General features: G+C 49.1%; 20 protein-coding genes and 2 pseudogenes. All 22 read right to left on the bottom strand.

What is annotated here, in order from left to right:
• Window positions 1–71 precede the first annotated feature (71 nt).
• A pseudogene (locus ACESSZ_RS08385) lies at window positions 72–2,945 on the bottom strand (DUF8437 domain-containing protein); the annotation flags it as partial.
• A 3,280-nt stretch (window positions 2,946–6,225) separates the two neighbouring features.
• Window positions 6,226–8,316 carry a DNA topoisomerase 3 gene (locus ACESSZ_RS08380; RefSeq protein ID WP_306793681.1) on the bottom strand — a complete coding sequence of 697 codons (2,091 nt, stop codon included), beginning with the start codon at window positions 8,314–8,316 and terminating at the stop codon, window positions 6,226–6,228.
• 92 nt (window positions 8,317–8,408) lie between these two features.
• Window positions 8,409–9,089 carry a CD1107 family mobile element protein gene (locus ACESSZ_RS08375; protein WP_118198037.1) on the bottom strand — a complete coding sequence of 227 codons (681 nt, stop codon included), beginning with the start codon at window positions 9,087–9,089 and terminating at the stop codon, window positions 8,409–8,411.
• Window positions 9,079–9,417 (bottom strand): DUF4315 family protein, encoded by a 339-nt coding sequence (locus ACESSZ_RS08370; protein WP_004612754.1) that lies wholly within the window; start codon window positions 9,415–9,417, stop codon window positions 9,079–9,081. The genes ACESSZ_RS08375 and ACESSZ_RS08370 overlap by 11 nt, the downstream gene beginning before the upstream one ends.
• Window positions 9,418–9,434: 17 nt before the next feature.
• Window positions 9,435–11,906 carry a C40 family peptidase gene (locus ACESSZ_RS08365; RefSeq protein ID WP_117718949.1) on the bottom strand — a complete coding sequence of 824 codons (2,472 nt, stop codon included), beginning with the start codon at window positions 11,904–11,906 and terminating at the stop codon, window positions 9,435–9,437.
• A 32-nt stretch (window positions 11,907–11,938) separates the two neighbouring features.
• Entirely contained in the window at window positions 11,939–12,250 is a 312-nt protein-coding gene (locus ACESSZ_RS08360; protein ID WP_096241066.1) for a hypothetical protein, read from the bottom strand.
• A gap of 95 nt (window positions 12,251–12,345) precedes the next feature.
• Window positions 12,346–15,165 (bottom strand): VirB4-like conjugal transfer ATPase, CD1110 family, encoded by a 2,820-nt coding sequence (locus ACESSZ_RS08355; RefSeq protein WP_499842746.1) that lies wholly within the window; start codon window positions 15,163–15,165, stop codon window positions 12,346–12,348.
• Window positions 15,143–15,517: a PrgI family protein gene (locus ACESSZ_RS08350; protein ID WP_118198039.1), complete on the bottom strand. Its 375-nt coding sequence runs from the start codon at window positions 15,515–15,517 to the stop codon at window positions 15,143–15,145. Before ACESSZ_RS08350 ends, ACESSZ_RS08355 begins: the two co-directional genes overlap by 23 nt.
• A gap of 17 nt (window positions 15,518–15,534) precedes the next feature.
• Window positions 15,535–16,404, bottom strand: coding sequence for a VirB6/TrbL-like conjugal transfer protein, CD1112 family (locus ACESSZ_RS08345; protein ID WP_004612759.1), 870 nt, complete (start codon window positions 16,402–16,404; stop codon window positions 15,535–15,537).
• A 23-nt stretch (window positions 16,405–16,427) separates the two neighbouring features.
• A complete protein-coding gene (locus tag ACESSZ_RS08340) occupies window positions 16,428–16,643 on the bottom strand; it encodes a Maff2 family mobile element protein (RefSeq protein ID WP_005338487.1) in 216 nt (71 codons plus the stop codon).
• Window positions 16,644–16,778: 135 nt separating this feature from the next.
• A pseudogene (locus ACESSZ_RS08335) lies at window positions 16,779–17,666 on the bottom strand (VirD4-like conjugal transfer protein, CD1115 family); the annotation flags it as partial.
• Between the two features lie 87 nt (window positions 17,667–17,753).
• Entirely contained in the window at window positions 17,754–18,119 is a 366-nt protein-coding gene (locus ACESSZ_RS08330; RefSeq protein WP_006574342.1) for a hypothetical protein, read from the bottom strand.
• Between the two features lie 78 nt (window positions 18,120–18,197).
• Entirely contained in the window at window positions 18,198–18,368 is a 171-nt protein-coding gene (locus tag ACESSZ_RS08325) for a transposon-encoded TnpW family protein (protein ID WP_499842748.1), read from the bottom strand.
• Between the two features lie 65 nt (window positions 18,369–18,433).
• Window positions 18,434–19,297 carry an ATP-binding protein gene (locus tag ACESSZ_RS08320; RefSeq protein WP_499842745.1) on the bottom strand — a complete coding sequence of 288 codons (864 nt, stop codon included), beginning with the start codon at window positions 19,295–19,297 and terminating at the stop codon, window positions 18,434–18,436.
• Window positions 19,294–20,046 (bottom strand): phage replisome organizer N-terminal domain-containing protein, encoded by a 753-nt coding sequence (locus ACESSZ_RS08315; RefSeq protein WP_499842744.1) that lies wholly within the window; start codon window positions 20,044–20,046, stop codon window positions 19,294–19,296. Before ACESSZ_RS08315 ends, ACESSZ_RS08320 begins: the two co-directional genes overlap by 4 nt.
• Before the next feature lie 113 nt (window positions 20,047–20,159).
• On the bottom strand, window positions 20,160–20,558 hold the full coding sequence (locus ACESSZ_RS08310) for a cysteine-rich VLP domain-containing protein (protein ID WP_102268791.1): 399 nt from the start codon (window positions 20,556–20,558) through the stop codon (window positions 20,160–20,162).
• On the bottom strand, window positions 20,539–20,715 hold the full coding sequence (locus ACESSZ_RS08305; protein WP_164706778.1) for a hypothetical protein: 177 nt from the start codon (window positions 20,713–20,715) through the stop codon (window positions 20,539–20,541). The genes ACESSZ_RS08310 and ACESSZ_RS08305 overlap by 20 nt, the downstream gene beginning before the upstream one ends.
• A 98-nt stretch (window positions 20,716–20,813) precedes the next feature.
• Complete coding sequence (gene mobQ, locus ACESSZ_RS08300) at window positions 20,814–22,259, bottom strand: MobQ family relaxase (RefSeq protein WP_499842743.1); 1,446 nt, start codon at window positions 22,257–22,259, stop codon at window positions 20,814–20,816.
• Window positions 22,260–22,446: 187 nt separating this feature from the next.
• Complete coding sequence (locus tag ACESSZ_RS08295; RefSeq protein ID WP_087290567.1) at window positions 22,447–22,743, bottom strand: DUF3847 domain-containing protein; 297 nt, start codon at window positions 22,741–22,743, stop codon at window positions 22,447–22,449.
• Window positions 22,683–23,222: an RNA polymerase sigma factor gene (locus ACESSZ_RS08290; protein WP_499842742.1), complete on the bottom strand. Its 540-nt coding sequence runs from the start codon at window positions 23,220–23,222 to the stop codon at window positions 22,683–22,685. The genes ACESSZ_RS08295 and ACESSZ_RS08290 overlap by 61 nt, the downstream gene beginning before the upstream one ends.
• Window positions 23,219–23,680 carry an RNA polymerase sigma factor gene (locus tag ACESSZ_RS08285; protein ID WP_418713552.1) on the bottom strand — a complete coding sequence of 154 codons (462 nt, stop codon included), beginning with the start codon at window positions 23,678–23,680 and terminating at the stop codon, window positions 23,219–23,221. Before ACESSZ_RS08285 ends, ACESSZ_RS08290 begins: the two co-directional genes overlap by 4 nt.
• A 10-nt stretch (window positions 23,681–23,690) precedes the next feature.
• Window positions 23,691–24,143 (bottom strand): RNA polymerase subunit sigma-24, encoded by a 453-nt coding sequence (locus tag ACESSZ_RS08280; RefSeq protein ID WP_087290561.1) that lies wholly within the window; start codon window positions 24,141–24,143, stop codon window positions 23,691–23,693.
• Between the last annotated feature and the right edge of the window lie 9 nt (window positions 24,144–24,152).

Below are 24,152 nucleotides of genomic sequence, written 5' to 3'. Positions count from 1 at the left end.
TTGCTAAGTGCAATCACATGGCGCTGTTCGTCCTTGCTGTCAACAAGGGCTTATGCACAACGTTTCGCACGGTTCTTAAAACTATGGCTTTCATCCACAAACAGCCGGTCTACGCCCAACTGTTCAAAAGTTACTACATCATCCTTTCTGGTCTGGTCATTGAGTTTCTTCATCCTCGCCTGCAGACTCTTCTTTGTTTTTTCCAACTGCTTGATGGTATAATTCTGTCCTGCCTGATGTGCCGCTTCTTCAATGGAGAACGTAATATCTGCAATCTGATCTTCCAGCATGGCAATCTGCCGTTCCCTTGAAAGAGGGATTTTCTCAAACTGTGTATGTCCAATGATCACGGCATCATAATCCCCTGTCGCAATACGGGAACAGAACCGTTTTCGGTTTGCCGGCTCAAAGTCTTTCTTCGTTGCCACCAAGATATTTGCTCCCGGATAGAGACGTAGGAAATCACCGCCCCACTGCTCGGTCAGATGGTTTGGCACAACATAAAGATTCTTCTGTGAGAGTCCCAGCCGTTTTGATTCCATACCAGCTGCGATCATCTGGAACGTCTTCCCTGCTCCTACGCAATGAGCCAGAAGGGTGTTATTTCCATACAGCACATGAGCCACTGCATTTTTCTGGTGCGGCATCAGGGTGATCTCCGGGTTCATGCCGACAAACTGAATATGGCTTCCATCATATTCCCGTGGACGGATGCTGTTAAATCGTTCATTATAAATCTTACAGAGATCTTCCCGTCGGTGCAGATCTTTAAATATCCACTCCTTAAATTCCTCTTTGATCAGCTCCTGCTTCTGCTGTGCCAGCATTGTTTCCTTCCGGTTTAATTCCCGGTGTTCCCCCTCGGCATCCTGTACCGTGTCATAAATCTTGGTATCTCTAAGGTTTAAGGCATCTTCCAAAAGACGGTAAGCATTGGCTCTCTGTGTTCCATATGTGGAAGTGACAAGGGCATTTCCGTAGCTGTCCACATTCTTTCCCATAACATTCCACTGTCCGGTCACTTCGGCATACTGGACTTTGACCTTGCTCCCTACATAATATCTTGGTGTATGGAATGTTTCTGCCATGAACCGTGTAATGTAATCCTCGGAGATCCAGGTTGCCCCAAGTCTTGCTTCAATCTCTGATGCATCCAGATCTTTTGGCTGTACCTGCTCCAAATACTGCACATTCACCTGATATTCCGGGTGATCTTCTGCAAACTGTTTTGCGATCTGCAGTTTCTCCCTCACATTTCCAGAAAGATATTCGTCCGACGGCTCCCATTTTTCACCGATCGGATTCTTAAAGATCACCCCTGCCAGTTCTTCTGTAAGCTCCTCTTCTGTTTTCCCTGAAAGCTGTGCCATATAGGAAAGGTCAACACCTGCCCTCTCACCAATGGAAACAGCAAGGGCTTCACTGGCAGTATCCACAGAAGTCACCGTTTCTGCCCGGCGGATCGTCCTTTTGGTAAAAATATCCGCTTTCCGTTTCAGTTCTCCCTTATCATCCAGAAATTCCAGAGAAGTCAAAAGACAATAGCTGCTGTCCTGACTAAATGCCCGCTTATTGGCATTGCTGCTGATAAGACCATATTTTGCTGTAAAGGTATCGTATTCTTCATTGAGTTTTCCCTGCAGCTTTGTGATCTGTTCATCGCTTTCCTCTTCCATCTGGCACTGGATCAGTTCATTCGTAATATCACGGATGTTCACCAGCCCTTTAACACGTTCCGCTGTCATAGCCGGAAGATCCATGCGGTTCATCACAGAATTTTCCCGGTAATAGACTTCATCATTCACTACGGTAAAACTGAAATTCTTTACATTCGGGTCTGCCGGGATAGAGACAACATCCTCCTCCAACTCTGTATCCGAAAGTTCCAGTTCCGTGATCGTACCATGGATATTCTGGACAGCTTCTTTTAATTGTTCTTCTAAGGTAATTCCTTCTTTTGGTTTTACGGTCACTTCCTGCTTTCCGTACTGGGTACTTTCTGTAGTAAAATCACCAAGCACCATTTCCGGATGCTCTGCAAAATAAGCATTGACCGAATAGCCTTCCGGTGTTTCCTTTAAATTTAACCATTCCGGTTCCTCAATGGATGCCCTGTCCCTTTTCTGGAAAAACAGAATATCAGAAACAACGCTGGTATTGGCATTTCTCTGGAACGCATTATTCGGTAATCGGATGGCTCCAAGCAGTTCTGCCCGGTTTGCGATATACTGTCTCACTGCCGGATTCTGCTTATCCATCGTTCCACTGGAAGTTACTACTGCAACTACGCCGCCTGGACGCACCAGATCAAGGGATTTTGCAATAAAATAATCATGGATCATAAAATGATGCCGGTCATATCTGCGGTCACTGACCTGATACGCCCCAAATGGAACATTGCCTATCACACAGTCAAAAAAGCTGTCCGGATAACTGGTTTCCTCAAATCCCTGTACTGCAATCTTGTTTTTCTGGTAAAGCTGTTTTGCGATTCTTCCCGAAACCGGGTCGAGTTCCACACCGTACATATTGGCTTTGCCCATACTCTCCGGGATCAGTCCCATAAAGTTACCGACACCACAGGACGGCTCCAGAATATTTCCCTGTTTCAGTCCCATATTTTCCAGTACTTCATACATACTTCGGATCACGGTCGGGGACGTATAAAAAGCATTTAAGGTCGATGCCCTTGCTGCACTGTATTCTTCCGGCGATAAAGTATTCTTTAATTCCAGATACTCATTCGCCCAGCTGCTGTTACTCTCCTCAAATGCCTGTGGGATACCACCCCAGCCAACATAACGGGATAAGATTTCCTGTTCTTCGGGTGTTGCCAGACGTTCTTCTTTCTCCAAAGTCTGTAACAAATGGATGGCTTCCATATTTGCTTTATACTTTGCTTTCGGACCGCCTGCTCCAAGGTCATTATCCTGAATCCGAAAGTTATGCGGTTCTGTTACAATCTTTTCTGCTTCCGGTTTCAAATATGGCTGGAATTCTCCTTCATATCCAAACAGTTCATTTTCTCCGGGAATATAATTGCGTCCGGTTTCCAGGCACCGGAACACATCGGCAGTTGGTGCATTGCTGACTGCATAAAACTCATCATACGAATATTTAGGGAAATCTTCTGTATGATAGGTCGACAGATGAAGTTCTGTATTGGAACGGGTCTGTGCAACCAGATCTTTTCCCTCTAGTCCTTCCGGCAATACCCCTACTGCTTCAAAGTGATACCCCTGATACTCAAAAACACCCTCATCCCAGGACTCTGCCAGTTCTTCTGCGGTTTTAGCTGTTGTCTCTTCTTCTGGTTCAGTTGGTTCCTGTCCCTCAGAATCTTTCGTTGTTTCCTGTTCCTGACTTTCCAGAATAGATTCTTCGGCAGTAACCTCTTCCTCTTCTATTTCCTCCACATCTGACATATCGACTACGGTCGGTTCTGCCACTGCCTTCGTATCCAAGAAATCAAACATGGTCATCTGGTGCCCTGACGGTTCTGTAAAGAATGGTTCTGCTTCTGGTGTCGGGAATATCGTATAGGTTCCTTCTGCATACTGATGAAGTTCCGAAAGAAGTTCTGTTTTTTGCTGATAGTTTGTCCCATACGCTTCAAAATCCAATGGAAGAGCTGCCAATGCTGCATCCATATTCTGTAACAGTTCTTCTGTCTGCTCTGGATTCTCTAAAACTGCCATCATTTCTTTTCTTGGTTTTTCCCAGAAGAAGTCCTCCGTAAATGGTCTGTCCATCTCTTCCGGAAGACGGTCATAAAAACGGAGTACCTTATTTGCCATCTGCTCCCGTTCATATTCCGGCATACGAGCATAATCTTCTGCCTGCAAGAACTGGTCATTCTTTATCAGATAAGCTACTCTATTTGCAACTTTATTCCAGGATAATATAATTGACGTATATGGATTCCCATAAGCACCTCTTGCAAGAAATAATCCTTTTCCATCATAGTTTGCGTGTGAATCATCGGCACCAGACAGTGCATGACTGCTTCCACCGATTCCATACTGTTCCTTGATAAAACCTGTCCTCGATCTTTCATCTTCATGCAGCAGATAAAAGGAATACGTCCTAAGCCTGCCCTGCGAATACGCTCCACCTCCTGCAAGATAAGCATCAATCTCATCCTGTGTAATGAACATCGGATGTTCTTTCCAGGCAAAGCCATCCCTAGCCTGATAAGGAATCACCTCATCCGCAAACTTCTGAAACTGCTTTGAGATATTTATAGGATTATAATGATGGAAACGCATAATAGAATGATTTTCTTCATAGGCTTCTGCCAGTGCATCCAGTCTTTCATTCAGTTCCGAAAGCCACTGTGGATCTTCCAGCTTTTCTTCCAGATAATCCGTGATCTCCGGATAGATACTGTGAAGATGTGGTAAATCCTCCTCATCAAAAACAATCTCGGCTACCCCTTCTGCCATATCCCCTTTCATATAGGCAAGAGCCTGTGCATGTTCTTTTACTGCATTGTTTCTTGCTGCATCCAATACAGACTGCGGTGCATATTCACCCTGGTCTAAAAGCTGATGGATACGTCCGCTGACATCTTCCCATGATAAAAATGCCTTATCTAAAATCTGGTCTGTGACCGTATGCCCCACTACGATCTGCATCCCGGTTTCATCAAACCAGACCGAATATTCACTTCCATCAATCTGAAAGCCTTTTCCACCTTTGCGGTATTCACGCTTCACAAACTCCGTATATTCCTCCGGGGCCTGTTCGCTCATAAAATTATAGATGATACGAAGTTGACTGCCCGCCCGGTTTCCTCCTGTCCGTAAAATATCATCGACAACGCTTTCTGGAATCGGGATTTCTCCGGCATAAAGGGCTGCTGCTCTTTCCTCGATCTGCCGTCTTTGTTCATTTGCAGTTGGATATTCGGGCAAAGATAAAGCAGAGGCAATTTCTTCCTCTGCTTTACTCAGTCCATCTTCTCTTGTATCTTCAACTAGCTGTATACCAATTCCGTCAAGATGCTCTCTTCCGCTGTTGCCATCAGTGCGTTCATATGTGCTGTCCAGGCCATCGGGTCTGCTTCCTTGTCCGGTGCCGGATGGTTCTTCAGCAATTTCTCCATCTGGCTGTCCATCCTCTCCTGTGCTGCCTTCTCGATTTCTGCCAGATGGCTGTTCAGCTTTCCTGTCAGGAACAGGCTCTGATAAAGGCTGTTCTTGTGTTCCTTCAGGAATCTCCTCCGAAGCATCCCGTATTTCCCTATCGTCACTTCTTCCTCCTCTACGGTCAGATTCGGAAACAGGTAATCTCCCTTGCGATGATATGTCAGTTCCATAATCGGTTCCTCCTTCATTTTCAATATTTTCTTCTTTTTTCGTTTCTGCATCACGGTTTTTAGTTTTACGCATTAACGTGATAAAGTTATTATAATTCCTTTCATTGGAATTTTCAACCTCTTTTCTCGCTTCTTCCAGAGAAATTTTATGTACGGTCTTTCCAATATCAATCAAAATACTCTCACTGAGCTGGCTTGCCGCATTTCCAAGGAAGGCAAGAACAGACAGACGGTTATAATCTGTGATATGCATGAAGTCCTCTTCTTCCAGAAGTTCCATCGGGTCAAGCCCACATCGCCTGGAAAGCAGATAGTAAACACTGTCTGTTGCCAGCTGACGAAAATCACTGCGGATCGTCACCTCATCCAGATCTTCCAGATAAGTACCTTCTACAGCATATTCCAATCCGTCCAGGTATTCCTCCAGATTATCACTGACCATTTCCCTTGCGACTGCCATCAATGCATCCTGCAAAGTTGCTGTATCTTTTTCTTCCAGAGCATAGACCTCTGCCAGATGGGTGAGGATCTCTTCTCTCTGGTGTTCCTGCATCTGCCACAGATACGGGCTTCTGCCCCCGGCTACCATGTGGGTATCCGAAATATCAAACACATAACGGAGTCTGGTATGCTGCCCTGTTTCATCAAGCAGGGCGATTCCCCTTGCACCACGGTTCACCCATCGGAACATCTTTTCATTCCATAATTCCAGTGATGCACAGGCCGTTGCTTCCGGATGCTGTGCATGGATCAGAAGCTGGTCTGAAAAAGAATAACGGTATAACCTTGATGCTGTGTTCATATAATCCATCCAGTCTCTGGGGGAACCGCTCACTGATACAGCATGTTCCTGTGCCAGATCCCGGATGTCCTGTAATTTCGACATATCGCTTTACCTCCTTGTCTTATTTCTTCTTTAGGAATTCCAGATGGAATCTCGGCTTGCCATCCTCCAGTGTGAGTAACAGATCTGCATCAAATTTCATATCTTTCTTTTTAGAATACAGACCTTTTACATGGGTACAAGCCTTATCAAGAAGTTCTCTTGCCATCTTTTTATCCAGATTTTTCCCCATGCTTCCCAGGAAACGGTTTTCTTTCCAAAGGGCAAAATCACACTGACGGTTTGAACAGTAAAAATTCTGTTTCCCCTCGAAAACATCACAGCCACAGACCGGACATTTGCCGATCACTTCCCTCTCCGTCTGGAATCTCCTGCGTTCCTCTTCTGGTATCTCCCTGCATACCTCTAAAATCTTACTTACAAGAGAAGTAATCTCTCCCATAAACTGAGTATCTGTAATCTGTCCCTTTTCCATCATCAGCAGCTGGTTCTCCCATTCTGCAGTCATTACTGCTGATTTCAGATAAGCCGGCATGACATTCACCAGTTCCCTGCCCTCTGTGCTTGGCAAGATCTGCTTTCCTTTTCTGACTGCATAGCCGGAAGAAACCAGTTTTTCAATGATACCTGCCCTGGTTGCCGGAGTCCCCAGTCCTTTCTTCTCTGTCTCCGAATCAAAGTCTTTATTCCCTGCGGTTTCCATAGCGGCAAGGAGGGTATCTTCATTGAATGGTTTTGGCGGGGAAGTAAAATGCACTGTCTTTTCTGCCTTTACCGGAGAAAGCGTCATTCCTTCTTCATATCCATATGGGATGGAAGTTTCTTTTTCCGTTTCTTCTTCCGGCTTGGCTTTCACGCACTGGTTCTTAAAGGCATTACCCGCCGCTTTAAATCCCATCTGCACCGGCACTTTTCCTCTGGCAGTAAAATCATGTCCCTGACATTTGACCATAATATCCGTCTGCTCATACTGATACTCTTCCCCTGTTGCCTGCACCAGCTGCTGGCAGACCAGCATCATCAGGTTCTTTTTGTCCGCTGTCAGATCAGAGATTCCTTTTTCTACGGCTTCTTTTGTTGGAAGAATCGCATGATGGTCGGATACTTTTGCATTGTTAATCACTCTGGTGATGTTATGTCCCAGCTGTCCATAATCCAAGAACGGAAGTAAGACTGGCATTTTCCCTACCAGTTCCTCTACGGTATCCCTCATATCCTCCGTCACGAACTGGCTGTCCGTTCTTGGATAAGTGACCAGCTTTTCTTCATATAATTCCTGCAGCATATCCAGTGTTTTCTTTGCCGTATAGCCAAAGTAACGGTTTGCTTCCCTTTGCAGACTGGTCAGATCATAAAGTTTGGGAGGAAACGCTTTCTTTTGTTCCCTCTTTATCTGTGTAATCACTGCTTCCGAATCCATACATAAGGAAGCAAGGAGATCGGCTGCTTCCTCATTTGCAATATTTTCAGAAACTACCGTAAGCCTTCCGTCTGTCAGTGCTACTTTATAAAAGGCTTCTTTCTGAAAATGCTCAATCTTATCCTGACGTTCCGCAAGCATGGCAAGCGTTGGCGTCTGCACTCTGCCCACAACCAGACGTTTAAAATAACAGGTCGTATATGCCCTAGTTCCGTTCATTCCGATCAGCCAGTCTGCCTGTGCCCTGCATACCGCAGCCATGCAGATATTCCGGTATTCCTCTGCTCCTTTCATTGTCTGAAAACCTGTCCGGATTGCCGTATCTTCCATGGAACTGATCCATAAACGCTTCACCGGTTTCCTGCAGCCGGCAAGGTCATACACTCTCTGGAAGATCAGCTCCCCTTCCCTTCCTGCATCACAGCCATTTACCAGATAGTCCACATCTGCCCGGTTCATCAGGCTTTTTAACACATCAAACTGTTTCTTTTTATCTCTGGAAACTTTCAACTTCCAGACCTGCGGGAGAATCGGAAGGTCATCAAACTGCCATTTCTCATATTTCGGGTCATATTCCTCCGGCTGTGCATACTCTGCCAGATGCCCAAGGCACCAGCTGACAATACAGCTCTCCCCTTCTAAATATCCGTCCTCTTTTTTATAAGCTGACAGGTTTTTGGCATAACTCTGTGCCACACTTGGTTTCTCTGCGATTACTAAAAATTTTGACATACGTTTTTCTGTCCTTTCTACTGAAAAAGGGCAGCCAAACTACTCTGGCTGCCCCCTGTCCTTATTTTGGTTGCTTCTTTGAAGATGGAAGTTTATTCTTCCTCATCCTCTTCTTCATTTACATACGGTCCATCAGAAAACTCCAGCTGTTCGCTTACATAGTCCTCCTCTTTGCCACGTCCATGCTTTTTATAAACGGCAATCCCTGCCACTCCAAGAATCACTGCAAGTACGATTGCTCCAAGTCCTTTTACATTCATTCCCGTCTTTTCTTCTTTCTTCACTTCGGTTTCCTCCTCTACTGCCGGGGTAGTTTCCGGTGTGGTTTCCGGAATCACTACGGTTGATTCTTCGGTTTCTTTGCTCTTTTCTGTCTCATCCAGAAATTCTGCCAGGTCATTCTCATCGACCAGGGACATCATGTACACGTTTTCTGTATTGCTGGAACGGTCAATGACCATATAAAATGTATTTCCCTTCTTGGTCTGGATGGTAAGGAACTGTTTCGTATCATCATTTTCCTTATCATCCACCAGCTGGGCATTTCCCGGAGTAGAAAAAGCCGAATTATCCCCTTCCCCGGTGACCCTTCCGATATCCTCTTTCTTCTCCGTATCTTCTGTTGATTCTGTTGCCGTTTCTTCTACTACCTGTGTCGTTGTCTCCTCCGCCGGTGGGTTTGCGTTTGCATAAACCGTAGCAATGGATGTCCCGGAGATCATGGTGACTGCCATGGCAATCATAAGCAGTTTCTTTACCACTTTATTCCTCATCGTCTAAAACCTCTCTTTCTGTCATCTGACCAACAGGTGGTCTGTGAACTTCTTCGTTGTTTTCCTTTTTCTGCGGAGCTTTTGCATCCTCCACCGTGATACCGCCGTCCTCATCCATCTGAATCGTAACGGTTCCTTTCTGAATCCCGTCAAGCAGGACAAGCAGGCTGCGGCTGTCCAGCTTCATGGAACGGAACGACTTAACGATCTCTATATCTTCCATCTGCTGTCTCAATGTATTCTGCCGCTTCAGGTGTTCCTGTAATTCAGCGATCTTATCCTCTGTTTTCTGAATATCATTCAGAAGTTTTTTCAATTTCATGTTCATCTGCCCTGTCACCTCCTCTAATGCAGACGACCAAACGCCATAAAATGTTCCTGCCAGTAAGCACTTGCAATGCTGGTATACTGGACAGGCTTGCCACAGTGAATCATCATGTTATTGCCGACATAGATTCCCACATGGCTTGCTCCCGGTGTGTCATAGGTTCCCTGGAAGAAGATCAGATCTCCCGGTTTTGCCTCCGATGGTGATACCTGCGAACAGTGTGACCGCAGCTCATCGGCAGTACATCTTCCGACATTCCATCCATTTCCACAGTTATTGATAACCCAGCTTACAAAGCCGGAACAGTCAAAACCACTTGGGGAATAACCGCCCCATACATATGGAACACCCAGATATTTTTCTGCTTCCTGTATCATTTTTGCAAACTGTGGATCAGATAAAGCATCTGCCGGTATGTCGTAACCAAATCCACTGCTTCCGGTGGGTATGCTGTTTAGATCAAACAGATAATCACGGTTGCCATAATATTTGTTATACGCATCGTAGCGTTCCTGTTCTTCCTCTGTCATACGGCTCCTTAACACGGCATCCAGGCTGTGGTTTGTCATCGTCACATCCAGACGGTTCACCTCTTTTGTAGTCGTGACCTGCACTTCCTGGTTTCCATTGCTGTCTGCTATGTAGGCTTCCCATGTCTGGTGTCCATGTGCGGATGCCGCCGCATGATTGTCATAGTAAACATCGAACTGTACCCCATATCTTGCGAACGCTCCGGTATCTTCTACTACATATTCCACACCGTTCATGACTACATGGGTTCCGATCGGCACAAATGGATTCGCCGCATCCACGGCAATCGTATGGTTTGCTGTCGGCATTGCCCCACTGGCTGTCGGTCCGCCACTCCACTGGCCACAGCAGATCGGGCAGTTACAGTACCCACTTGTCACAACCAGTCCCAAGGACTCCCCTACCCGGACAGTCTTGGTTTCTGTAACTGTTTCTCTGGTAGAGTCTGTGGTGATTCCATACTGCTGTCGGAAGATCTCCTTAATCTCCTCTGCCACTTCATCGTAAGTGAAGCCGCCGTATTTTACCGTAAGATAAGAAATCAACTGATATGGGTTATGACCGATCTCATCAATCTGGTACCGGTATTCGTCATAATCCGGATGGGTGGATTCCATCTGATTGATCTGTGTATTCAGTGCTTCTTCCAAGGCACGGTACGCATTTTCAGCGGCATAAATATCTTCATCCGTACTGGAATAGCTGGTAGAGATGATTGCTGAAGAAGCTCCCTGCAAAGATGCCGTACAGCTGGTAAAACTGGCTGCGATCAGCACAAAGATCAGAGCAAAGACAGCTACCGTGGCAAAAATCCCCCGGTTCTGTGCCGCCACCATCTTGACGGCATCTTTCGCTTTTTCCGTAAACTTCTGTGCGGAAGTGATCGCTGCATCCTTTACTTTTTTACTCTGTCTGGCTGCCTGATACTGCTTCTGGTAACGCTTCTTCTGAAAGAGTTTCTGCAGGGCAGATTTCTTTTTCTTCTCTGCTTCTCTTTTCACTGCGTCCTTCGCTTCATTTCCATAGGCAGTCTCAAATATCAGCCTGCTCCTTTCTGCTTCATCCAGGACGCTTTCTTTTAATCTCCGAGATTCTTCCCTTCGCCCTTTCAGCCGTTCCCGCATGTAGATGGATTTCCTTGCAAGACTTTCCCCGACAAGCTCTGCCCGGTGTGCCCCTTCCACTGCCGCATTTTCATCCTCTTCTTCGTGCGTTTTCCAGTGTGCTGCTGTGACTGCCGCATCTTTGACTGCCGATGCCGGATTCCGGATACCGATCCCGGCACCATGTACCATGCCGTCACCCTCATCACCAAAAGACAGACGGGAAACTTTTTTCCGCTGTTCCTTCAGCACCCGTTCCCTTTTGGACTTGCCTTTGATCTCCTCGTGGAACTTATCCAGGGAATCTTCCATCACTTCGGAAGTTTCCCGGTAACGGGCAGATTCTCTTTTGGCTGCTTTTTCTTCTCTGGAAGTCTCCTTTTCCTTCCTTCTTTCCTTTGCAGCATAATCCCTGACCATCTTTTTCTTCCGAAGATCCCGGCTGTCTGCAACTGTCTCCAGATATGCCCGTTCCCCTCTTGGCTGTCCACGGATACTCTCTGTGCGAAAGGCAGATTTGGGATTTTCTCCATTTTCAACGGAAATATCTCCCTCTATTTCTACCTCTTCACCCATATCTGAGTTTATATCCTGGTCGGATACATGTTCCCTGCTATATCTGGGTTTTCTGGAACTCTGCTCTGGCTGCTCCATCTCCCGTTCTTCTTTAAGCCGTTCATGTCTGCGTTTACTAAAATCCAGTTCCTCTTTCTTCTCACTGCGGGAAATCTCGGTATCCGTATCCCGTCCGGTGATCCTTTTTTCTTCCTTGTTCCGGAGGTTTTCTTCCCGCAGACCATCCCGGCTCATCTTCTGGACGGTTTTATCTCTCGCCTTATACTCATGCTCCTGCAACTTTGACCATCCCCTTTACTGTTTTGTACCGGTTATTCTGTCTTATCCTGATAGTCCTCCCATTTTTCCAACACTTCATCTGCCATCCCTGCAATGGAATCCGTCAGCTTGTCTGTCATTCGCTCACTTAAAGTCCCCCTTACAGCCAGACAAGATACAATTCCCGTAAAGTCAATCAGTTCTGCCAGATAGATAAGGTCATCCACCATCTCATCAGCCATTACTTTTTCCTTTCTGTCCTTTTCCATTTTCAAAATCTCCTTTTCATTGTCTGCACAGATTCTTTCTGCAAATACGCAGCAAGGCTCACCGCTGCATCTCTCCATGTTTCTGTAATCTTCCATCTTGTAATCCTCCATGATTTCCGGGCAGAAAAATTACCGGAAGTATTCCCCCCGGCTCATCCTCTACTCTGTTTTATTTTGTTTCGTTTATTTCTTTAATCGTCCCGTTCTCCGATACCAAGTTTCTTCCGTTTCTCCACCTCGTCCGGCTTGGAAGTCATCAGGGCATACAACATCAGGGAATTATCAAACTTATCCTTGAACGGGATAATGGTGCTGCCATAAAAGACCAGTCCCTCACCTTCCCCGCTGTTCGTTACATAAGAAAGCTGGTGTGGGGAAATGTTGAGCTGTTTTGCAAGGATCTGTCTGTCACCGGATGCCTGGTTGAGCATCAGGATAAAGTCAGAGTTTTCAAAGATGTTCTCAATCTCCCGGCTGGCTAACAGGTCTTTTACGTTCTGCGTGATACCCGTAGGGATACCACCCCATTTACGGAATCGCTTCCAGATCTCCACGCTGTATGCTGCTGTCTGCTCCTCTTTTAAGAGCAGATGGAACTCATCAATATAATATCTGGTACTCTTATTCGCAGAACGGTTGATCGTTACCCTGTTCCACACCTGGTCCTGCACGATCAGCATACCCAGTTTTTTCAGCTGTTTTCCCAGATCCTTAATGTCAAAACATACGATACGGTTACTCAGTTCCACGTTGGTTCTATGGTTAAACACTTTTAAGGAACCATTGACGTAGATCTCAAGTGCCGTTGCCAGACGCTGTGCTTCCTGCTCTTTCTGATTACGGAGAAGATTATATAAATCCTCTAAGATCGGCATTTTTTCCGGTACCGGGTCAGAAAGGAAATCCTGATAGACCAGCCTTACGCATCGGTCAATGACGGTCTTTTCAACCGGCTCCAGTCCGTTCTTTCCGCCAACTACCAGCTCACAAAGGGACAGGATGAAGTCCGATTTTAAGGAAAGCGGGTCATCATCGTCAGCGTAATCCAGGTTAATATCCATCGGATTGATATAATCGTGGCTGGTCGGGGAAATACGGATCACCTGTCCATGAAATGCCCGGACTAACGGATAATACTCCCCTTCCGGGTCACATACGATAATGTCATCTTTCGTCACGATAAATGCGTTTGCAATCTCTCGTTTTGACGCAAACGATTTACCGGAACCCGGTGTACCAAGAATCAGTCCGTTCGGGTTCTTCAGCTTCTTCCTGTCTGCCATGATAAGGTTATTGGACAGGGCATTTAATCCATAATAAATGGACTCCCCACTCATAAATAATTCCTGTGTGGTAAACGGGACAAAAATCGCCGTGGATGTCGTTGTCAGTGCCCGCTTGATCGGTACGAAATTCATCGCAAGCGGCAGACAGCTCATCAGTCCCGGCTCCTGCTGGTAATCCAGCCGTTTCAATGCACAGTTATATTTCTGTGCAATACCTGCAGTCTGGAACACCACATTTTCCAGTTCCTGTTTGGTCGGTGCGGTATTTAAGAACAATGCTGTCACAAGGAACATTCGCTCATTTCTGGACTGCAGATCTTCCAGAAGCCTTTTTGCCTCCCCACCGTATGTATTTAAATCCGAAGGGATAATGTCCATGTCATAGCCTGCCCGGACTGCTTTTTTCTGTTCCTCGATCTTCATACGGTTAATATCCGTCACCTTGCTTTTTACCAGTTTGATCGCCTTCATCTGGTCGATGGACTGGATATGGAAATTCACCATCAGGTTGCTGTCCATCTCCAGAAACTCTGCCAGCATCTTGTCGGTAAGTTCCGGTGCAAGGATCTGTAAATAGGAAACAGCTCCCATCGTGCCGCCCATCTCAAAATCTTTTCCATTCTTAAATACAAAACTGGTCGGTGCGACATAATCCTTGGTACTAAGCCCTGTCCGAAGTACATCGTCATAAGAGAAATGGAACGGAACTTTGCTGTCCTGGTTAAAGGTTTCATACATGATCTGTAACCGTTCCTCTCCGTTCAGCGGATAGGCAGATACCCCAAGGATCTTAAAGTTATTCAGAATATCCGACTCGATACGTTCCAGTTTTGGCCGTGCTTCCCGGATATTCTCCGCTTCAATCCCAAATGTGATATATTTGGTACGCATCAGCCCGTTATTTCCTTTTGCCAGCTGGTTATTGAGCATCTGGGCAAACTCCATACGTAGGTCATCAAATTCATCCTCCTGCGGATTGATATGGATGACCTTCTCATACTCTGCCATGTTGCTGTGCTGGTTGATAAAAGACAGCTGAAAATGAATTGTGCTGTCAAAGTAATTCAGGAAATCACACCAGTTTTCAAAGATGGCGTTCTTATCTTCATTCTGTGCCAGCTGATAGTTGATGTCATAAAAACGGATCGTCTTGGAATAAAACTTGTCCTGCACCCGGCAGATACCGTCCCTTCCCATCTCATGGTATGGAATCGACTGCTGTGCAGTGATCCTCTTATCTCTGGCACTATCCGGTGTTTTCTTTCCTGTCCCACTGCCTTTCGTTCCGGAAACCACTTTTCCTGCCGGACGCTGCCCCGACGGTGCTGCGACAGATCTTCTCTTTTTCTTTTTTGCGTTTTTCTTTGCGTCACGCACTGCCTGCTTTTCTGCTCTGGCTGCCAGCTTTGCTTCCCTTTTTGCATTTTTCTTATCCGCTTTTTCATGTTCCTTATGCAGTTTTTCTTCATATTTCTGTGCCCTTTTGAGGGCTTTCTTTTCCCTGCGTGTCAGTTTCCGGTTCGGTCTGCGGACACCTCTTTGGCGTTCCAGTGCTTCATACCCTGTTACCATTGGCTCATCGTGCAGCCTGCCGTTTACTGGTTTTCTTTTCATTGCGGGGTCTGGAAGTTCTTCTTCTCCATCCTCCTCATCCAGCCAGTAATCATCCGGATATAATTCGTCTAAACTCTGTGGCGGCTGTCTATCGTTTTTTCTTTTTAACACTCTTCGTTCCCCCTTTCTTCTTTCTGACCACGGTATACTTTTTCTCGTACATATTTTCCATCTGGTACTTGCGTACCGGAGGACGGATAAATTTTACGGTAATCATATTTTTTAAGACCTTTTCTAACGGGAGTCCATCCTTCTCATACATGGCAAACAAAAATGCCGGAAGCATCAGAAGGCACATCCCGGTCGCTGCGTTACTGGAACCAATGATTCCCCTGCTTAAGAAATAAAACGGAAGCCCTACCACCGCCGCAACCCCAAAGCAGATCAGCTGCCGTTTCGTCAGATTGAAAATGATCTTATTCTTAACCTTGGTTAAGTCTTTAGGCACAGATACAAATGCCATTGCCAGTTCCTCCTTTCTTAGTGGGCGTTAAAGATACTGCGGGCAAAGTTTCCTGTTTTCATCAGACTGAAACACAGGATCACCGTGTATGCCATCACGCCGAACAATGCAGAATGTATGTTATCTGACATCTGGATGTTTGCGACCAGAACCGCATAGATTCCCACGCAGACCATCATAAAAAATCCCTGGAATGCCAGTGCAAACAATCCACGAAGATAGTTGTTCCCGATCTGCCCCCATTCCCGGTTGGACATGGTTGCGAACGGGATCGCTCCAACGGACGAATAGAGATAAATCTCAATCATACGTCCATACAAAATCACTGTAATAAAGACTGAGATAATCTTCATACACAGGCTTACAAGCATCGTTTCCAGTGCCAGTATGACAAGTTCACCAATCTCCATAGATTCCATCGCTGTCTCCATCGTGGAGATCATCGTATCTATATTGATCGCTGTATCAGAACTGATAACCCCAGCTGCCCGGCTGACTACGGACTGCCCGACATCAAATACCGCCATCGTGATCGTAAAGGTATGGCTGACGATCCAGACTGCCACCCACATCTTGAAAAAGTATTTAAAGAACATCCAGGTGTCAATGTCGTGCATGTTGTTCTTTTCCGTCAACATGGAGATCAGCTCATAACAAAGTACAAATGTGATAATCATACCGGCAATCGGTACAATGACCGACTCGGAAAGATTCTGTATCATGCTGTAAATGCTGCCATTCCAGCCCTGCGGTGTCTGCCCAACCTGAGCAGCAATCTGACCGGTCTTTTCATTGACATCGGTATACATTGTTGTCAGGTTGGAACTTACCATGCCTGTCAGAAGATTCCTCATCCATTCTTCAATCGCTTCAAATATCCGATCCATGAGTCATCTCCCTCCTGCTTCTCTCAGCTGAACAATCCGGACAGTAACGGTACCAGCTGGGTGCCGATCAGAACGACACCGCCTCCTGCCATCAGCTGCTTGATCCCCTGGGACTTTGCACCTGGGTTGTCGTTTCCATATCCTTCTAACAGGTTGATAACACCCCATACTGCAAGTCCGGCTCCAATCGCCACCACAAGTGTCTGTAAAATATTGATTGCCTGATTAAAAAACGCCATATTCGTTGTCTCCTTTCAAATCTCTGTATTTCTCTGGTTTCTATCTTTAAGAAGTCTTTTCCGGCTCTGCCCTTACGGGCGGCCTTTCATGATCTCTCAAATCCATCACCTCCCAAAAGGGTAAAGAAAAAAGAGCTATGTGTCTGAATCTTTCACATGCTCTGCTTCCTTGTTTTCTGTATTTAATTCTTCTGCCAGACTCTCTTCCGAAAACTCATACAGGTCAAATTCCTGTGTCCTCGTCAGTTTCACTTCCATCCGATGCCGCATATACGCTTCCACATCAAACTCATTTTTCTTATCGTAGTCTGACAGCTCCTTATACCGTTTGTGTCTGGTAATATCGAACTTGTCACTGAAAAATGGTCTTACACCCCGAAGCTGCAAGATACATTTGCTGCCATCCATGACCGCAAGTTCGTCCCGGCTCATCAATTCCTTTCCTGTTTTCTGATAGTTCATCCCGTAAGAACGGCTCTGTCCACGGGTGTCCGAAGTGTTATATAAATCAATCGTTTCTTTTCCCAGCGTCTCGGAAATCTCCTTTAAGGTCGAACTTTCCTTACCGCCAAGGAATAACATCGTATCGCAGTTGCCTAGGATTGTCTCAGCTGCATCTTTGTAGATCGTCTTTAACTGGGACTGCGACTGGAGGATAATGGATGCAGAGATTTCCCTGCTACGGATGGTTGCGATCAGCTTGTCAAACTTTGGAATCTGACCGATATTTGCGAACTCGTCACAGAGGATTCTGACGTGATATGGCAGTCTGCCATGATGTACATCGTCCGCCCTGTCACATAACAGGTTGAATAACTGGCTGTACATCATCGCCACAACAAAGTTAAAGGTATCATCCGTATCGGAAATGATAATAAACAGTGCTGTCCTCTGGTCACCTACCATATCCAGTTCCATCTCATCATAGCTCATGATCTCACGAAGCTCTGCAATGTCGAACGGTGCAAGCCTTGCACCACAGGAAATCAAAATACTCTTTGCTGTCTTTCCCGAAACGAGTTGTCAAGGACTTTTTAATCAAATTCACAAAAAAGCCACAAAAAAAGTGCCAGGAAGCAGATTTTAGCTCCTGACACTTTGGCGGATGGGTTATTTTCTCCTGCTTAACAGTTCGTCGCAAAGGTACGCATATTCCGGCAGTTGGTCGATATAGGGTTTCCAGCGCCGCTTAATCTCGGCCAGTTCCAGCGGATCGGCGTCCTCGAAGTCATGGTCGTTTCCGGTCATTCCAAAAACATCCAGTGCTATATCATTCAAGCACTCATAACAAAGGCCAGTAGCGGACTCTATCCAGTTGCCGGTATCAATATAGACCGGGTCGATAGATATTGCCAGCCACACATAGCCGACCTTGTCCGACCAAACCAAATCATAAGCGGTCATCTGCTGGATATGTTTCTCAAACACTTTGCGGACGCGCTCAATCTCATTTTTCTCTTTTTCTGTGTACAGCATTTTCATGTCCTCCTTGGCTAAAAGTTTTGGTGTGTACCATCATCAGTTTAACACAAGGCGGCTGGCTTTATCAGCCGGTCACATCTGCTGTATCTCGTTTTTAAGCATACGCTTGATTTTGTCGCTCATGGTTTCGGTGCTGGTGTCGCTGAAATGGACGCGCACCTTGTAGGTGGTCTTGCCGATTTTCTTTACCAGCGCGGGGGCGTCCTCCGACGCTCTGGCCGGAGTGGTGTCTGCGGTCTGCATGGTACGGGTTTCTTCGTTCATGGCGCTCCTTTCTCCGGGCGGGGCTGCGCCGTCCGGCAAAACAATCAGTCGCTCTTACGGTTCACAATGTCTTTCGCCGCCTGCTTGGTGGCCCCGGCGTTTTCCTCTCGGAAGTTTTTCCCGGCAAAGAGGATCGGGGCGCACCGTTCCAGGATACGGTCATAGATACGGGCGTGGGCCAGGTCAGGCGGGTTCTTGAGTTCGGCCAGCTTCAGGTTGGTGGTGATTATCATGGGCCTGCGGCTGCGGTAGCGGCTGTCAATGACGAAAAACATCTGCTCCATCGCATACTCGGTACTGCGCTCCACACCCAAATCGTCAATGATGAGCAGGTCGTACTCGTCAAAGCTGGCGATAAAGTCGGCCCTGTCCTCGGAAAACATCCCTGTCAGGCGGTTCAGGATGGTGGGAAAGTTCGTCATCAGCACCGGCACATCCCGGTCAAGCAGGGCGTTGGCGATACAACCGGCGAAAAAGGACTTGCCGGTTCCCACATCCCCGAACAGCAACAGGCCGGTGTTGTCCTTATAAGCTTCCTTCCAGTTCTCCACATAGGCGCGGGCTTTGTCCATCAGGGGATTTTGGCCGTTGTCGTTGGCAAAGGTGTAGTCGTACAGATAGCGGTCTTGCAGGCCCTGGGCCTTCCGGCGCCTGATACGCTCCATGCGGCGCTGCCGTTCCTCGGCGGCCCTGCGCTGTTCCTCGGCCTCCCGCTGGCACTGGCAGATACAGCGTGGCATGAAGTAGCCCGGTTTCCCAAAGCATGGCACAACGGTCTGCCTCTGGCCGCCGCACTTCTTACAGTGAATGAGGCCGTCTGCCGGGTCTATGTACTCGTCCCCGGCCAGCTCCACACCGGCGGCTGCCTTGTCGATCAGCGCCCGGATTTCTGCGGTAATCTCCATCATACGGTTTCATCCTCCTTTACGCTGTAATCCCGGTTTCGGGTGGGCGGGGCCGCCTTTTTCGCGTCCTCACCGGCCCAGCGCCGGATGGTGGCAGCATGGCTCTGATACCGCTTGCCGGTAGAGGCCATGTACTCGGACAGCTTTTCGATGTACTGGCCCCATACGGTGGGAAAGCTGGCCTGCAAGTCTGCCAGTTCCCCGTCCGTCAGGAAAACATTCTGGTAACGGCCATAGGCGCGGGCGCGCTCACTCTCTCTATTCTCTATACTCTTATCTCTAATATCTAATCTCTTATCTCTAATCTCTGGTGGACAAATGTCCCCCCGGCTATTTGGTGGACAAATGTCCGCCCCGCCGGATGGGAGCAGTTTTTGACGCTTCAACCGCATACGCTCTTTCTTTTTCCGTTCCCCCTCGGTAGAGGACTGGCCGATCAGCAGCTGGATGTCAGCCATGTAGTAGGCTCCGTCGGTCAAAATCTCCACAAGGCCAAATTCAACGAACACCTTCAAGGCCCGTTCCACCGTCCCCACCTGATGGCGGGTAAAGGTGGCGATGGTCTGGGGCGTGTGGGGCAGATGGTCGTTAAGCATGAGGATACCGCCGTTTTTGAGGGACATGAGGTACATTTTCAGCAGCAGATTGGAGTACAGCAGGCCATCCTGCATACTCTCCAAAATGACCATCGTTTCGCTGTTGTAGAAGTTTTCTTTCAACTTGAGGTAGTAATATTTTCGGTTATCTGACATAGGGTTCCTCCTTGGGGTTATTTCAGGGGTCTGTACGCCTTTAGAGGGCCGTTTTGGGGGCCAAAGGATAAATCTATCAGGCCCCCAGCGACACCCTTGAAAAAAGCCTTGATTTACAAGGGCTTTTCAGCTCCTAAATGCGTAGAAAGGTAGTATCTTTTCCGCTGTCGTTCTGCCTCTTTGCGGCGGCGTACCTGAACAGCACATTCCGGGCAGTATTTGGCCCGGTTGGAGCCGGGTGTGAACAGCGCCCCGCAGACGGCGCACCGCTTGGCGTCCAGGCGGTGGAACAGAGCCGTTTCCAGTTCTCTGTCCAGCGGCAGCACTGCCGCCCGGAACCACCGGCACAGCAGGGAGTAGGAAATGGACTGGACGCAGACACATTCCTCCCCATCGTCCAGCGCGATACAGTTACCGCCGTCATAGTTGCAGCACTCATGTACCAGCCGCCGCGCTCTGCGGTACTGGCGGTAGTCCATGACGGGGATGGGTTCAGGCTTGCTTTTCTTCATGCTGGCACTTCCTGCACCCGCCGCAGTTACCGCATCCCTGGCAGGCATGGGCCTCCGGCTCCGGGCCGGTGGGCGCGTCTGCCGGTTCCGGCTGCAAGAGGGCAAGGGGCAGGCGGATATTCAGGTGGACAGTGACGGGTAAAATAATCTGCTTCATAAGGCAATCTCCTTCCATGAGTGAATGTTGACAATTCTGTGCAAAGGTGTGTCGTGAAACGCGACGCACCGCAAGGGGTCGGCAAAACACCGTACCCTTTACCGCTCCGGCCCCCGGTCGCGGGGCTTGTCCCGTTCCTGGCGGGCCAGTTGGTCGGCGGCCTTGCGGAGCCGTTCCACGGCTTTCAGTTCCTCCCGCATGGCCTTCATGTCGATGCTGTCCACCTGCTTCTGGGCGGTCAGCAGGTCGATCTCGCGCCGCCATTCCTTCGGGGAAAGTTCCTCTCCGCTGGCTTTCAGTTCCTTCAGATACCGGTCTGCCGCGTCATAGAGGATCAGCTCCCGGCTGTGGCGCTGCTCGAACAGCTCCCGCTTTTCCGGCTTCATCCTGGCAAGCTGTTTATGAATGGCCTTGTACTCGTTGTACTGCGCCCACATCTCCCCGCGCTCGGTGAGGACAGCGATCCGGCGCTCGGCCTTGACGATCTCTCGCCGCAGGTCATAGTAGCGGGTGTTCATATCTGCGATTTTTTCATGGAGCTGCTGCATGGATTGGATGCCGTTTGCCTGCAAAAAGCTGAACAGGGCGGCGCTCTCCTGCAATGCCCGGATTTTTCCGGTACGGGTGTCAGGCCGCTTGAGCTGCTGCTGGGCCTCCCACAAGTCCATCATGCTGGGCTGCTGGCCCTCCGGCTTCTCCGCCTCGGCCTTCGACCAGTTGTAGAGGCGGGTAATGCGGGCCTTGATTTCCTTGAGCAGCTTGTTGTCGGCGGCGATCTGGCGGTTGACTTCCCCCTTGTCGGTGCGGATGCCGCGCTTCTCCATCTGGCTGGCCGCTGGCCCCAGGTGGACAGAGGGAATTTTATCAATGCCCCGGCGCTTGTAGCTGCGGTGGTCTACCAGGGCAGGCTGACCGGCGGCTTCCAATGCCCGGTTGGAATAAGCCGCCCATGCCGCCCGCCAAATCTCCACATTCCCTTTGTCGTTCCAGTCGGTGGTATCCTCCCGGTGGTTCTTCCAGCCGCCTTTCCCATCCGGGATGCGCTGGCCGTTTTCGTCCAAGTCGTATGCCTTGCGGCACTTCGCGCCCCATGCGCCATTTTCTTTCAGGGGCCGGACGGTCAGCATGATATGGACATGGGGGTTGCCGGTTCCCTTATCGTGGATGGCGAAGTCGGCGCACATCCCCTTGTCCACAAAGTTGTCCTTCACATAGGCCCGGACAAGGGCAAGCTGCTGTTCCCTGGACAGTTCACGGGGCAAAGCCGCCTCAATCTCACGGGCAAGCTGGCTGTCCCTGGCTTTCTCGATCTGCTCCACACTGTTCCAGAGAGTGGAACGGTCTGCAAACTCCGGCGGGGCATGGGCGGGCAGCATGATTTCCGCATGGACAACGCCGCCCTTCCGGGTGTAATCGTGGGTCAGGCCGTCCCATTCATTCGTCAGTTTGGTTCCACTTCGGTAGGCGGCTGCGGCAACAGCGGAACGGCCCTCGCTGCGCTTGATGATACTGACGGGGATATGACAAAAATCTATGGGTGGCACCTCCTTTCGGCGGGGATATTTCAGGCTCCGTGGAGCCGAACAGACGCGAAGCGGGTGTTTGGCTGCGCGGGGCGCACAAGGGGTTTGGGGAGTGTAGCTCCCCATCGCGGACGAAGTACGCAACAGCCCCCGGCAGGGCGCACGACACCGGCAACGGTGTATAAGTGCGCCCTTGTAAACAAGGGACTTATGGCTTGTCCCCGGATTTCGGCAGTTTTGCGGCCAGTTCCGCCGCCCCCGGAAGATGGGACAGGGCAATCAGAAATGCCTTGACCTCCATGCCGGGAAGGCCGGGGGCCAGAGGGAACACGCCCTCCAAAATGGCCCCGCGCTCAATCAGGCGACGGGTGCGGGCCTTGCGTTCCTCGTTACGCTGCTTGTTCTCCAAAATCTTCTGGCGGTTCTCAAGCTGCCGGATCTCCTTCAGGACTTCTTCGCGCTCGTCCTTTTTCGGTTTCGCTTGGGTGGTGTGGTCTTTGTGCATATCGCTTTCTCCTTTGGCGGCTCCATCCAGCCGCGCCTGATATAATATTTCTGCAACTTGATGATGGCGTTGCGTACCGTGACAATGTCCGCCGATGTGGTAAAACCTTCGGCCTCGGCAATTTCTTTGAACGGCTTTCCCTCCCAAAACCGGGCGTGCAGGCAGCTCGCCTGCCGGGGCGTCAGGGTGGCAAGGGCCTCCCGGAGCCGTTCCATCATCAGGGCGCGTGCGGCCTCCTGTTCCCGTTCCGTTTCCTTCTCCATCAGAATATCCTCCGGGGAAACGGCCTGCTCCGGGAAATGGTTTTCCATGCCGGGGGATGCGTCCAGAGAGTAACAGTGATAATGCTGTTTGGCGTCATTGGCGTCCTCTGCGCGGCTTTCCTCTACAATGGCGTCTGCCACCTCGTCCGGCACTTCCACAAAGGTGTCTTTCTTACAAATCGGGTAGTAGTATTTTTTTAGGTTGATGGTTTTCATAGGCCGCTTGTCCGTTTCCGGCGCATGAAGTACCGGCGCAGCCGCCGGAGCGCCGCATAGATGGACTTTCCCGCCTGGGATGGGGTGATACCTTCCATCGCGGCAATATCCTTCACTTTCATCCCCAGCATATACCGGGCATGGACACGGCGAGCCTGCGTTGGGGTAAGAGTGGAAAGGGCCTCATAGAGCCGCCGGATCAGCTCGGCGTGTTCGGCCTGTTCCTCTTTCTGCACGATGTAGTCCTCTGGCGATGGCTGCGCCCAGCCGATGGCAGCTTTTTCAATCCCATCGTCACAGTCAAGGGAGTAATGGGCCTTGTAGCGGTACATCTTACGCTCCCTGGCAGCCTCGGCCCGCTTGTCCAGCAGAAACGCCTCGACAATTTCATCCGACACCTCCACAAAGGTGTCCTCGGTGCAGAATGGGTAATACTGTTTGAGGTTGATCGTCTGCATAGGCCCGCCCTCACTCTGACGGGAAAAGGCCGTCATAGCAGCGGCGCATATTCCGCAGGCCCCGCCGGATGGCAATACTGATCTTGCTGCTGTGTACGCCCTCCATCCGGGCAATTTTCGGCTGGTTGATACCGGCGATATAGTAGGCCCGGACGCGGCGGGCCTGTGTAGGGGTGGCATGGGCCAGGGCCTCTGGCAAGGCGGCAACCAGCCGCAGGCGGGCGGCCCGTTCCTCGCGCTCCAAAAGGATTTCCTCCGGCGATCTGCCGTGTTCCAGCGCATAGTTCTCTGTCCAGCTATATGCGTCCAGAGAGTACCAGGCGCGGTGGTAGACCTTCCGGCGCTCATAGTTGTTCATCTCGCGCTGGGCCTGCCGCATGGCCTCCCAAACCTCGTCGCTGACCTCCACAAATTCATCGTGCCGGTAGTGGGGATAAATCCACCGCAGATTGATGGTTTTCATAGGCTTACC

The sequence above is a fragment of the Eubacterium sp. 3_1_31 genome (assembly GCF_964249515.1).
In the GTDB taxonomy this organism is placed as follows: Bacteria; Bacillota_I; Bacilli_A; order Erysipelotrichales; family Erysipelotrichaceae; genus Longicatena; species Longicatena caecimuris.
The sequence above is the reverse complement of the archived record's forward strand: the minus strand, read 5'-3'. Positions and strand labels throughout refer to the sequence as shown.